Here is a 12,660-nt window from a genome sequence, read left to right as displayed (position 1 = left end):
TGAGTCCAGTGTAAACACTGCCCCCTTGCGGGGAGGGGCCGGGGGTGGGGGCCGCATCCACCGCCGTCTAGCCAAGGAGATCAAGCCATGACCACCACCGTCGACCACATCGGCCTCAACGCCGGCGATTTCGCCAAATCGAAAGCCTTCTACGCCGCCGCGCTCGCGCCGCTCGGCCTGAAAATCCTCAACGATTTCGGCGACGTCGTCGGCATGGGCGCCGACTTCCCGTTCCTGTGGATTTCGGCCGGCAACCCGGGCCACGTGCACCTGGCGTTCCGCGCCGACAGCCGCAAGCTGGTGGATGAGTTCTACGCCGCCGCCATCGCCGCCGGCGGCAAGGACAACGGCAAGCCCGGCCTGCGCCCGGAATACCACCAGAACTACTACGGCGCCTTCGTCCTCGATCCGGATGGCCACAACATCGAAGCGGTCTGCCATGCCCCAGCCTGAGTTGACCGGCGGCTGCCAGTGCGGCGCGGTGCGCTTTCGCGCCGGGCGGCTCGGCCGCTCCGCCATCTGCCATTGCCGCATGTGCCAGAAGGCGTTCGGCTCGTTCTTCGGCCCGCTGGTGACGGCCTACGAGGTCGAGTGGACGCGTGGCGCGCCGAAATATTTCCGCTCGTCCAACAAATGGCGGCGCGGCTTCTGCGGCGCGTGTGGAACGCCGCTCGGCGGCGTCGACGACGATGGCGGGATCGAGCTCGCGGTCGGCGCCTTCGACGATCCGATGCTGGCGGCGCCGGTCGTCCAGTTCAACCGGCGCGACCGGCTGCCGCTGTTCGACACCCTCGCCGCGCTGCCGCCGCAGCCCGATGCCGACAAGGAGCTCGCGCACAACGCCACGATCGTCAGCCACCAGCATCCCGACCACGACACCGACACCTGGCCGCCCCGGGAGGGCTTTGCCGCGTGAGCGATTTCTACACCGGCGGCTGCCAGTGCGGCGCGGTGCGCTACCGCGTCGCCGGCCCGTTGCGCCACGCCTCCATCTGCAATTGCCGCATGTGCCAGAAGGCGCTGGGCAACGTCTTCGGCGCCTGGGCGGAGTTCGACGCCCCGGTGCAATGGACGCGCGGCCGGCCGAGCCTGTTCCGCTCGTCGCTGAAGGTGCAGCGCGGCTTCTGCAACCAGTGCGGCACGCCGCTGACCTACCAATGGGGCGACAACACCCCCGCCATCACCATCGGCTCGTTCGACCGGCCGAACCGGATCGTGCCCACCGGCGAGCTGGCGCGCGACAACCGCCACCCCGTCGTCGGCCACGCCGACGAGCTGACCGCGGAGCCGCTGGGCACCACCGACGAGGAACGCGACATCCTCGCCATCCTGCGCTCCTTCCAGCATCCCGACCAGGATACCGAAACCTGGCCCCCCGGAGGTGAAAGATGACCGAACGCCAGATGCCCGCGGGCCCGTTCAGTGGCGGCTGCCAGTGCGGCGCCATCCGCTTCCACGCGCTGGCGCTGCGCGACAACCCGCACGTGTGCTATTGTCGCATGTGCCAGAAGGCGACCGGCAACCTCTTCGCCGCCCTCGTCGGCGTCCGCCACGAACACCTCACCTGGACCCGCGGCAAGCCCGCCGAGTTCAACAGCTCCGACCAGGCGGCACGCGGCTTCTGCGCCAATTGCGGAACCTCGCTCTACTACCGCGCGCTCGGCGGCCCGCACGTCTCCATGTCGATCGGCGCCTTCGACGAGCCGCACCGCATCGCGCTGTGGTACCAGATGGGCAATGAGGGCAAGCACCCCTCGCTGTTCCACCTCGGCGAAGTCGAGCAGACCGGCACCACCGAGGAAGCGATGACCGACGAGGCCGTCGCCATCCGCGCCGGCAACCACCAGCACCCCGACCACGACACCGACCGCTGGACGCCCCGCCCGGGCGGCCAGCGCCCATAGAGTATCGCGTGATGCGCAAGGACCGCCTGTATCTGTTCGACACCACCCTCAGGGACGGCGCGCAGACCGCCGGCATCGAGTTCTCGCTCGAGGACAAGATCCGCATCGCCGGCCTGCTCGAGGAGATCGGGGTCGACTACATCGAGGGCGGCTATCCCGGCGCCAACGTCGTCGACGACGCGTTCTTCGCCGAGCCGCGCACCCGCCGCGCCACCTTCACCGCCTTCGGCATGACCAGGCGGTCCGGCCGCTCGGTCGGCAACGACCCCGGCGTTCAGGCGACCATCCACTCCGCCGCGTCCGCCGTCTGCTTCGTCGGCAAATCGTCCGAATATCAGGTGAAGCTGACGCTGGGCGGCACCACGCCCGAGGAAAACCTCCGGAACCTGCGCGAGACCGTGCAGGCCGCCGTCGCCGCCGGCAAGGAAACGCTGGTCGATTGCGAGCATTTCTTCGACGGCTACAAGGCCAACCCGGCCTACACGCTGAGCTTCGTTGAGACGGCGCTCGCCGCCGGGGCGCGCTGGGTGGTGCTGTGCGACACCAATGGCGGCACCATGCCGTCCGAGGTCGAGGCCATCGTCGCCGCCCTGCCGGTCGACAAATCCCGCCTCGGCATCCACGCCCATGACGACACCGGCCAGGCCGTCGCCAATTCGCTGGCCGCGGTGCGCGCCGGCGTGCGCCAGATCCAGGGCACGCTCAACGGCATCGGCGAGCGCTGCGGCAACGCCAATCTCGTGACCCTCATCCCCACGCTGCTCCTGAAGCCGGTGTTCGCCGACACGCTCGAAACCGGCGTGACGCCCGAGCAATTGCGCGAGCTCACCCGCGTCAGCCGCGCCTTCGACGACCTGCTCAACCGCGCTTCCGACCGGCAGGCGCCCTATGTCGGCGCCTCGGCCTTCGCCACCAAGGCCGGCATCCACGCTTCCGCCATCGCCAAGGACCCCGCGACCTACGAGCACGTGCCGCCCGAAAGCGTCGGCAACGAGCGCAATGTCATGGTCAGCCAGCAGGCCGGCAAGTCCAACCTGCTGACGGCGCTGAGGCGCAACGGCATCGTGCTGGAGAAGGACGATCCGCAGCTCGAAAAGCTGCTGCGCACCGTCAAGGAGCGCGAGGCGAGGGGCTATTCCTACGACGGCGCCGAGGCCTCCTTCGTCATCCTGGCACGCGACGTGCTGGGCACGCTGCCGACCTTCTTCGACGTCGAGAGCTACCGCGCCTCGGTAGAACGCCGTCACAATGCCCGCGGCCAGCAGGTCAACGTCACCGAGGCGGTGGTCAAGATCGTCGTCGACGGCGAGCGGCTGATGTCGGTGGCCGAAGGCAACGGCCCGGTCAACGCCCTCGATCTGGCGCTGCGCAAGGACCTCGGCAAGTTCTCGGCCGAGATCGCCGATCTCGAGTTGGTCGACTTCAAGGTGCGTATCCTCGACGGCGGCACGGGCGCGGTCACCCGTGTGCTGGTCGAAAGCCGCGACAGCACCGGCGAGCGCTGGAGCACCATCGGGGTCAGCGCCAACATCATCGACGCCTCCTTCGCCGCCCTCTACGAATCCATCACCTACAAGCTGCTCAAGGCCGGCGTGCCGGCATAGAGCGGGGCAGGGGACCGCCCGCTCTCCCACATGCATCGCGGCGAAAGCTGGGACCCAACTCTCCCATCGCGCCTGCGTCGGGGAGGCGAGCCCGACTGCATCGCTTGCGCCAACGGCTCCATCGCCCCCCTCCCCCTTGCGGGGAGGGGCCGGGGGTGGGGGCCTCAGCCACCAGCCCCGGCCTCACCTCTCCCCCTCGGGGGAGAGGTCGCGCGCCTGGCAAGCGGGCGGGGGGCTAGCGGCTCCATCGCCCCCCTCCCCCTTGCGGGGAGGGGCCGGGGGTGGGGGCCGCATCCATCAGCCCGGCCTCACCTCTCCCCCTCGGGGGAGAGGTCGCGCGCCTGGCAAGCGGGCGGGGCGCTAGCGGCTCCATCGCCCCCCTCCCCCTTGCGGGGAGGGGCCGGGGGTGGGGGCCGCAGTCACCGCCGGTCCGTGTCACCCCGCCTCACCCCCCGGCCCTCAAAACGCCGCTGTTTGCATAAAACTCCAGATATTCTACGCTGGCCCGCAGGGGGAAACAGGCTTTGGCCGGATCGCGCGCTGCCGCATCGGTATCGCTGACCATCGGGGTTGCGTGCGCGACCCTGCTGGTCGCCGGCGGGATTCTGGCGGGGCCGTCGATCCTCGATTGCAGCCGCCAGGCCGACGGCTTCGGCGCCTGCCTCAGGGCGAAATTCGAGCAGAGCGGGCTACGCCAGCGCGTGCCCGCGCCGCCGCCGGCGCCCGTCGCCGCCCCGGAACTGCCCGCCCCCGCCGCGCCGCCGACGCTGGCCGACGCCCGCCCGCAGGGCTGGCTCGAGGCCAATGCCACCGAATACGAGCCGCCGGCCTCGATGGGTGCGGCCGCGCTCGTCGCGCCCATGGGCACCGTCGGCGCCACCGGCGGGCTCGGCGCGCCACCGACGGTGCAGGGGGATGTTGCCGTCGCCCGCCCCGGCGGCAGCCTCACGGCCAATGGCCGCACTTCGTCCGCCGCCGCCGACCCGGCGGCCGAAATTGCGCTGGTCGAACCGGCCGGGCGGCTTGCCGCGACCGGCGCCGTCACCGCTCGCGCCGACACTGGCCTTGCGAGCCTCAGCGCCGCGCCGCGCGGCGTCGAGGCGGGCGGCCGGGCAGGCCCCGGCCTCGCCGACAGCTCCGCCGCCGTGGCCCTTGCCGCGCCGCAGGGCGCCATCGCCCTCGGCGGTCTCGGCACGCCCGGCACCGGCGCCGGCGCGGCCGCCGCGCCTGTCGTCGTCCCCGGCGTCGCGCTGCTCACCGGCAGCATCGGCGGCGCGCCCGCCCGCCACGGCGCCGCCGCCCTCGAGGCGGCGCTCGAGCCTCCGGCAGCCGTGCCGCCGCCGCCCGTGCCGGCGCCATCGGCGCTGCCCGCATCCCCCTCGCCGATCGTCCCGAGGCCGGTGGCGAAGCCGCGTCCGCCGCATGCCGCCGCCGCCGCGCCGCCGCGCGTCGGGCCCCGGCGCGTGCTCAGGGCCGATCCGCGCTATCCCAACGTCATCGTGCTGCCGCCGCCCAACACCGGCGAGAATTCGTCATTCGCCACGCTTGAGGTGCGTTGATCAGCCTTGCGCGCGGCGCGAGCTTCTTCTATCGGTAAATGGCGATGAACAACATGCAGGACGAGGAATTCGCCGATGTGATGCGCGCGCTGGGCCACCCGGTGCGCCTGTCGATCCTGCGCATCCTCGCCGAAAAGGCGCAGCACGATTGCTGCTGCACCGACGTCACCGAGTGCCTGCCGCTGGCGCAGTCGACCGTCAGCCAGCACATCAAGGTGTTGCTCGACGCCGGGCTGGTCGAGCGCAGCCCCAAGGGCACGCGCAACTGCTATTCGCTGAATGCGGCGCGGCTGGAGGCGCTGAACGGCGCCTTCTCCGGCCTGTTCTCCGGCCTTTCGGGCGAGCGTCCCCCCGCTGTGCCGCGCAGCACGGAAGTCGAGCCGGCCTGATGGCCTCTCCCGCTCCTGAGAAAAAGGCCGCGGCGCTTTCCGCGGAGGGCTCGCTGCTCTCCACGGCGATGCATCTGTGGACCTATATGTGGCCGCCCGGCCGCCCCGATCTGAAGCTGCGCGTCATCCTCGCCATCGCCGCGCTGCTGGTCAGCAAGGTTGCGACCACCCTCATCCCCTTCGCCTACAAGGGCATCATCGACGGCCTCGGCAAGGCGGCGCAGGGCAACGAGGCGCTGGTGATGGGCATCGCCGTGCCGGTGGTGCTCGTGGTGGCCTATGGCGTCGGCAACGTCGTCGACGCCGGCTTCCAGCAGGTGCGCGACATCATGTTCGCCAGCGTCGGCCAGCACGCCGTGCGCCGGCTGGCCTTCCAGACCTTCGAGCATCTGCACCGGCTGTCGCTGCGCTTCCATCTGGCGCGCCGCACCGGCGGGCTGAGCCGCATCATCGAGCGCGGCACCAAGGGCATCGAGACCATCGTGCGCTTCATGGTGCTCAACATCGCCCCGACGCTGGTCGAGTTCGCCGTCACCTCGGTGATCTTCGTGGTGATGTTCGGTGTCAGCTATCTCGGCGTGATGATCGTCACCATCTGGCTCTATCTGTGGTTCACCATCAGGGCGAGCAACTGGCGCATCTCCATCCGCCGCGACATGAACGAGAGCGACACCGACGCCAATTCCAAGGCCGTCGACAGCCTGCTCAATTTCGAGACGGTGAAGTATTTCGCCAACGAGAAGATGGAAGCCGAGCGCTTCGACCGCTCGATGGAAAAGTACGAGCGCTCCGCCATCCGCATCTGGACCTCGCTGGGCTTCCTCAATTTCGGCCAGGCGGTGATCTTCTACGCCGGCGTCATCGTCATCGGCGTGCTGGCGGTGCTGGGCGTGCTCAACAAGACGCTGACCATCGGCGATTTCGTGCTGCTCAACACCTTCCTGATGCAGATCTACCGGCCGCTCAACTTCATCGGCTTCGTCTATCGCGAGATCCGCCAGGGGCTGACCGACATCGAGGAGATGTTCAAGCTGTTGGGCCAGGACCCCGAGATCACCGACCGGCCCGGCGCGCCCGACCTTACGATCAGCGGCCCGGTGATCCGCTTCGAGGACGTGCATTTCCACTACGACCCCGACCGCGAGATCCTCAAGGGCATCAGCTTCGAGGTGCCGGCCGGCAAGACCACCGCCATCGTCGGCCCCACCGGCGCCGGCAAGTCCACCATCTCGCGGCTGCTCTACCGCTTCTACGACGTCACCGCCGGTCGCATCACCATCGACGGCCAGGACATCCGCGACGTGACGCAGGCGAGTCTGCGCGCCCAGATCGGCATGGTGCCGCAGGACACCGTGCTGTTCAACGACACCATCGCCTACAACATCCAGTACGGCCGCCCCGCCGCCTCGATGGACGAGGTGAAGGCCGCCGCCGACGCCGCCCAGATCGGCCACTTCGTCGCCTCGCTCCCCAAGGGCTACGACACCCCGGTGGGCGAGCGCGGCCTGAAACTCTCGGGCGGCGAGAAGCAGCGCGTCGCCATCGCCCGCACCATCCTCAAGGGCCCGCCCATCCTCATCCTCGACGAGGCGACCTCGGCGCTCGACACCAAGACCGAGCAGGACATCAAGCAGGCGCTCGACGTCGTCAGCCGCGACCGCACCACGCTGGTGATCGCCCACCGCCTCTCCACCGTCATCAACGCCGACGAGATCATCGTCCTGCGCGACGGCCTCATCGCCGAGCGCGGCACGCACCAGATGCTGCTGCTGCGCGACGGCCTCTACGCCCAGATGTGGGCCCGCCAGCGCGAAGCCACCGAAGCCGAAGAGCGCGCCCGCACCGCCGCCAACGACCCCGAAGGCTTCGTCAAACGCGGCCTGCCGGCAGCGGAGTAGTCAACGTGCCGGCGAAACGTGCTGATTCAGCCAGTGCTCGAGGACCGGCTTGCGGAAGGTGCCGCCTTCGAGATTGGAGTAGATGAACTCGATCCATTCGTCCTCGCTGCCCACTGGCGTGACACCGTTGGCCTCGAGAAACAGGATCGTGCTGGCAAACGCGACGCGCTTGTTGCCGTCGACGAAGCCGTGGTTCATCGCGAGACTTTCCCACAGCGCCGCCGCCTCCTCGATCAGGTCGGCGTAGTACCCCGTCTGGGGGCGAAGCAAGGCGGAGAGGATCAGGCCCTGGTCGCGCACGCCGGCCGCGCCGCCGTAGAGGCTGAGTTGCTGATCATGGATCCAGACCACATCCTCGAGGGTCAAATAGACGCGGCCGGCCATCTACTTGGCCAGGGCTTCATAAACCTTGCCCCAGCGTTTCACGCTCTCGGCATGAAGCTTGACGATGAGCGGATTGACGCCGGACGCGCCTTCGGTCAGGCGCCGGTAGTCTTCCGCCGAGACCATCACGGCCACGTCACGCCCGTTCTTCTGGATGCGCACCGGCTCTTTGCGAGCCATCTCCAGCACTTCCCCAAACTTGTTCTTGGCGTCCGTTGCGGAAATCTCGGCCATCATCTGACTCCATAGCTAAGTTAGCTAATGTAGCTACTTCGCCCGACTGTCACAACCACAAACGAAAAGGCCCGGATCGCTCCGGGCCTTCCTCATTCCATATCCACCGTTCACTCGGCGGCGTGGCGCTGCGCGTCCTCGTCGTTGGCGGGGCTGGGGAGCTCCGCGGCGGCGGGCGCCTCGGGCACGTCCACCACCTCGCCCTCGGGCGTCGTCGCCTTGGCCGGCCGGCGGAACAGGCCGACGAGCAGGCCCAGCAGCCGGCCGGGCAGGTGCCACAGCCCGACGAAGAAGCCGCCGACCTGCTGCTTGGCCACCTTCGGCGCCACGATCATCACCGGCACCAGCACCAGCGTCAGGCTGGTCGACACGAACAGGCCCGACACCAGCGCCTCGCTGAGCGCCACGAACCACGTGCCGGCGAGCCCGCCCACCGTGATCTCGCGTCCGATGAAATCGAACTCGACGTTCAGCGCCATGGGGATCACACCCAGCGCCGTCACCGTGGCGGTCAGCAGCACCGGCCGCACGCGCTGGCTGATGGTCAGCAGCATCGCCTTGATCGGCTCCACGCCGTCGTCGCGATTGTAGTGGTTGTAGGTGTCGGTCAGCACGATGCCGTTCTTCACCACGATGCCGGCGAGGGCGACGATGCCCAGGCCCGTCATGATCATCGAGAACGGCGTGTGCGTGATCGACAGCCCCAGCATCACGCCGGCCAGCGACATGCCCACCGTCGAGATGGTCACGAACACCTGCCAGAAGCTGTTGTACTCGAGCAGCAGGATCAGCGCGATCAGCGCCAGGGCGATGACGAACGCCTTGGAGATGAAGGCGAAGGTCTCCGCCTGCTGCTCGTCGGCGCCGCCATAGACGATGTGCGTGCCGGCCGGGATCACCCCGTCCTTCACCTGCTGCTGCTCCCACGCCTTGATCGCCTCGATCTTCTTGTTGGAGTCGACACCGGCGTCGACGTTGGCCGCCACCGTCATCGAATAGAGCCCGTCATAGCGGCTGATGGTCGCCACCTTCTGCACCGGCGTGCGCTTGATGAAATTGCTCACCGGCACCTGGCCCTGCGCCGTCGCGATCTTCAGCGAGTCGAGCGCATCGAACGTCCGCTGGTCCTGCGGCAGGCGCACCCGGATATCGAGTTCGTCGGACGTATCCTCCGGCCGGTACGAGCCGATCTTCACGCCCGAGGTGACGAGCTGCACATAGGGGCTGAGCTCGCGCACGCCGATGCCGTATTTGGCCGCGGCGACCCGGTCGATGGTGATCTCCCAGTCGATGCCGGGGGAGGGCCGTCCGTCCTCGACGTCCTTGGTGTCGCCGAGGTCGTTCTCGATGAAGCTGCGCAGCTTGCCCACCACCGGCGCGAGGTCGGCGTAGTTGGTGCTCTCGACGCGCAGATTGATGGCCTTGCCCGCCGGCGGGCCGTTCTCCTGCGCCGCGATGTCGATCTGCAGGCCGGGGATGTCCTTCACCTTGTCGCGGATCTGCTGGAAGATCTGCTCGGCCGGCACGCGCTCGGCCCACGGCTGCAGCTGCAGCTGGAACGAGCCGATGGTGTCCGGCGGCGAGCCGCCGCCGAAGCCGTTGCCGCCGCCGAACGACATCACCGAATCCTGGATGCCCTGCACCGTCAGGATGCGGGTCTCCACCTCGGCCAGCAGGTCGCGGACCTCGATCGGCGAATAATTGCCGCGCGCGATCACGTTCACCGTGCCCTGCTCGGGCTCCGACACCGGGAAGGCGACGAACCCCGAGGGATGCGCGAACATGAAGATCGCCACGATGATGGCGAAGCCGACCGGCAGCGTCACCAGCGGGTAGTGCAGCAGCCGGCTCATCATCCGCACATAGACGCCGGTCAGCCCGCCCACCTTCTTGGTGTCGAACTTGTCCGGATACATCACGATGTCGGCCTTGGCCTTTTCCTCGGGGTCGACATGCGAGCTGGCGATCAGCGAGCCGATGATCGGCATGAACACCAGCGCCGACAGCAGCGAGGCGCACATCACCACGATCACGATGATCGGCAGATAGCTCATGAACTTGCCGATGATGCCAGGCCAGAACAGCAGCACCACGAAGGCGCTGAGCGTGGTGAAGGTGGCCGACACCACCGGCACGAACATCTTCTTGGCCGCAAGGATGAAGGCTTCGCGCTTGGGCACGCCCTCCTGCAGCTTTCGTTCGGCGTACTCCACCACCACGATCGGGTCGTCGACGAGCACGCCCACCGCCAGCACCAGGCCGAACATGATCATCATGTTGAGCGTCATGCCCAGGATGCCGGTCACCAGGAACGCGATCATGAACGAGATCGGGATCGAGGCGCCGATCATCAGGGCAGGGCGCACGCCCAGCGTCGCCACGCAGGTGATCAGCACCAGCGCCACCGCGGTCAGCACCGCGGCCTGCAGCGAGTTGAACAGGCTCTTGGCCGATTCCGACTGGTCGAGCAGGAACGAATGCTGGATGCCGGCCGGCCAGTCCTTGGTCACCTCGGCGGTGGTCGCCTTCACCTTGTCGACGACGCCGATGACGTTGGTGCCGAGCTTCTTGACCACGCTGAGCGTGATCGCCGGCTTGCCGTTCACATGCGCGTAGCTGGTCGCGTCCTTGAAGGTGCGCGTGATCTGCGCCACGTCGCCGAACGTCACCACGGTGTCGCCCGAGGTCTTGAGCGGCAGCGAATAGACGTCGGCGGCGCTGGTGATCAGGCCCGGCACCTGCACGTTGAACGAGCCGTTGCCGGTATCGAGCGTGCCGCCCGGCACCACCAGATTGTTCTTGGCGAGCGCGTCGAGCAGTTGCGAGGCCGTGAGGTTGTAGGCCTCGAGCTTGTCCATGTCGATGGTGACGGCCAGCATCTCGTCGCGCGAGCCGGCGAGGTCGGCCGACTGCACTTCCGGCAGCTTCTTCAGCGCCTCCTGCAGGTCCTTGGCCTTCTGCACCAGCGCCCGCTCCGGCACGTCGCCATAGACGGCCACCGAGATCGAGGGGAAGCTCGCCGTCGACACCGTGTTCACCGTCGGCGTGGTGGCGTCGCTTGGCAGTTCGGAGGTCACGCCGTCGAGCTTGGCGCGCACGTCCGACAGCGCCTTGTCCTTGTTGGCGTTGACGTCGAATTCGAGCAGCACCGAGGCATGCCCCTGCGACGCCGTCGTGGTGTAGTGGCTGAGCCCGTCGACGTCTTTGATGCGGTCTTCGATGGGCTTGGCCAGCAGCCGCTCGGCGTCGCTCGGCGACACGCCGGTCTGGCTCACCGAGATGTAGAAATACGGAATGTCGATGGCCGGGAAGCTTTCCCGCGGCAGCGACATGTAGCTGAAGAATCCGGCCGTGAGCAGCGCGACCATGATGGTCATCACCACTCGCGGCATGCGCAGGATGCGCTCGAGGAAGTTCATCATGAATGCTGCTCCGAGCTGGCGCTGGCGGCACTGTCCGCGGTGGCCCCGATCGGCGTGTCGTCGGTCTGGGCGTCTACGACCTGGCCGGGCTCGACATATTCCTGTCCGACCGTAATCACCTTGATGGTCTCGGGCAGGCCCACGACCCACACCCCCTCGCGCGTGTCCTTGACGATGGTCACCGCGTGGAACGCCACTTTATTGCCGTCCTCGACCGTACGGATGCCGAGCACGCCATTGTCGTCCAGCGTCAGCACCGATTGCGGCAGCACCTGCGCCGGGGCGGTGCCCACGTTCACCGTGGCGCTGGCGGTCACCCCGTCCTGGATCTTGTCGTCCGGGTTGGGGATCGAGATTTCGATCGGGAACGAGCGCGTCGCATCGTCCGCCGTCGGCGCGATGTAGGTCACCTTGCCGCTGGCCTTGGCGCCGGTCACCGTGGTCACGTCGGCGGGGAGGCCGAGCCGCGCATAGCCGATCTTGGCCTCGGGCACCGTGGCGACGAACAGCATCGGGTCGAGCTGCACCACCGTGGCGCAGGGCGTGCCCACCGTCAGCATCGAGCCCACCGTGGCGAGCGGCGTGCTGACGGTGCCGGCCACGTCGGTCTTGATGGTGGCGCGGTCGAGCTCGAGCTGCGCCTGCTCCAGCGCCGTCTTGGCGCCGGCCAGCGCCGACTGCGCCGCGAGCGCGGTGTTCTGCGCCGCGAGGCCCTTCTTCACCAGCGCCTGGTTGGAATCGTAGGCGGTCTGCGCCTGGTCCACCGCCGCCTTGGCCTGGTCCACCGCCAGCTGGCGGGCGCCCTTGTCGAGCGTGCACAGCGTGTCGCCGGCCTTCACCACCTGGCCCTTCTGCACATTGACCTCGGTGACGATGCCGGCGGTCTGCGCCACCACGCTCACCTGCGCGCTGGCCTTGGTGCGGCCGCGCAGATCGACGTCGATCGGCATGGGCTGGGCATGCACGATGGCGATCCGCACCGAACGCGGCTTGGCGTTGGCGCCGTTGCCGCCGGCGTCGTTGCGCTCGGCGATGGTCTGCGCCGGATCGATGCCCTCGGACGACACGCCCTTGTTGATGCCGGACTTGTCGACGGCGTCGGTCAGCGGCCCGCCGTTCTTTTCGATCAGCGAGACAACCGGCTTTTCGCCGTTGCCGGGGCCGTGGCCGCCATCCACCAGGGTGCCGGTGGCCATCCACACGGCCAGCACGAGCACGATGACCAGCGCGACGCCGTAAGAGTAAATCGCACGCATTGAGAAAAAG

At 68.3% G+C, this 12,660-nt stretch carries 12 protein-coding genes; 8 read left to right on the top strand and 4 right to left on the bottom strand.

What is annotated here, in order from left to right:
- Positions 1 to 87 precede the first annotated feature (87 nt).
- The 8 genes from BGO82_RS00690 (at position 88) to BGO82_RS00655 (ending at position 7,354) form a co-directional block, all read left to right on the top strand.
- Positions 88 to 453: a VOC family protein gene (locus tag BGO82_RS00690; RefSeq protein WP_291303610.1), complete on the top strand. Its 366-nt coding sequence runs from the start codon at positions 88 to 90 to the stop codon at positions 451 to 453.
- A complete protein-coding gene (locus BGO82_RS00685) occupies positions 440 to 916 on the top strand; it encodes a GFA family protein (RefSeq protein ID WP_291303609.1) in 477 nt (158 codons plus the stop codon). The genes BGO82_RS00690 and BGO82_RS00685 overlap by 14 nt, the downstream gene beginning before the upstream one ends.
- Positions 913 to 1,392 (top strand): GFA family protein, encoded by a 480-nt coding sequence (locus tag BGO82_RS00680; RefSeq protein WP_291303608.1) that lies wholly within the window; start codon positions 913 to 915, stop codon positions 1,390 to 1,392. The genes BGO82_RS00685 and BGO82_RS00680 overlap by 4 nt, the downstream gene beginning before the upstream one ends.
- Positions 1,389 to 1,904, top strand: a complete 516-nt coding sequence (locus BGO82_RS00675) for a GFA family protein (protein WP_291303607.1) — start codon at positions 1,389 to 1,391, stop codon at positions 1,902 to 1,904. The genes BGO82_RS00680 and BGO82_RS00675 overlap by 4 nt, the downstream gene beginning before the upstream one ends.
- Positions 1,905 to 1,915: 11 nt before the next feature.
- Positions 1,916 to 3,508 carry a citramalate synthase gene (gene cimA / locus BGO82_RS00670; protein ID WP_291303606.1) on the top strand — a complete coding sequence of 531 codons (1,593 nt, stop codon included), beginning with the start codon at positions 1,916 to 1,918 and terminating at the stop codon, positions 3,506 to 3,508.
- A gap of 524 nt (positions 3,509 to 4,032) precedes the next feature.
- Positions 4,033 to 5,067: a hypothetical protein gene (locus tag BGO82_RS00665; RefSeq protein WP_291303605.1), complete on the top strand. Its 1,035-nt coding sequence runs from the start codon at positions 4,033 to 4,035 to the stop codon at positions 5,065 to 5,067.
- Between the two features lie 44 nt (positions 5,068 to 5,111).
- On the top strand, positions 5,112 to 5,456 hold the full coding sequence (locus tag BGO82_RS00660) for a metalloregulator ArsR/SmtB family transcription factor (RefSeq protein WP_291303604.1): 345 nt from the start codon (positions 5,112 to 5,114) through the stop codon (positions 5,454 to 5,456).
- On the top strand, positions 5,456 to 7,354 hold the full coding sequence (locus tag BGO82_RS00655) for an ABC transporter ATP-binding protein/permease (protein ID WP_291303603.1): 1,899 nt from the start codon (positions 5,456 to 5,458) through the stop codon (positions 7,352 to 7,354). The genes BGO82_RS00660 and BGO82_RS00655 overlap by 1 nt, the downstream gene beginning before the upstream one ends.
- On the opposite strand, the gene BGO82_RS00650 is transcribed toward BGO82_RS00655, so the two are convergent.
- The 4 genes from BGO82_RS00650 to BGO82_RS00635 all read right to left on the bottom strand — a co-directional run bounded on the left by BGO82_RS00650 (position 7,355) and on the right by BGO82_RS00635 (position 12,650).
- Entirely contained in the window at positions 7,355 to 7,738 is a 384-nt protein-coding gene (locus BGO82_RS00650) for a type II toxin-antitoxin system death-on-curing family toxin (RefSeq protein WP_291303602.1), read from the bottom strand.
- A complete protein-coding gene (locus BGO82_RS00645; protein ID WP_291303601.1) occupies positions 7,739 to 7,972 on the bottom strand; it encodes a type II toxin-antitoxin system Phd/YefM family antitoxin in 234 nt (77 codons plus the stop codon).
- 110 nt (positions 7,973 to 8,082) lie between these two features.
- Positions 8,083 to 11,394, bottom strand: coding sequence for an efflux RND transporter permease subunit (locus BGO82_RS00640; RefSeq protein ID WP_291303600.1), 3,312 nt, complete (start codon positions 11,392 to 11,394; stop codon positions 8,083 to 8,085).
- The gene (locus BGO82_RS00635; protein ID WP_291303599.1) at positions 11,391 to 12,650 is read right to left on the bottom strand and encodes an efflux RND transporter periplasmic adaptor subunit; all 1,260 of its coding nucleotides are present in this window, start codon (positions 12,648 to 12,650) and stop codon (positions 11,391 to 11,393) included. Before BGO82_RS00635 ends, BGO82_RS00640 begins: the two co-directional genes overlap by 4 nt.
- Between the last annotated feature and the right edge of the window lie 10 nt (positions 12,651 to 12,660).

Source organism: Devosia sp. 67-54, from assembly GCF_001899075.1.
In the GTDB taxonomy this organism is placed as follows: Bacteria; Pseudomonadota; Alphaproteobacteria; order Rhizobiales; family Devosiaceae; genus Devosia_A.
This window is presented reverse-complemented; position numbering and strand designations above follow the sequence as displayed.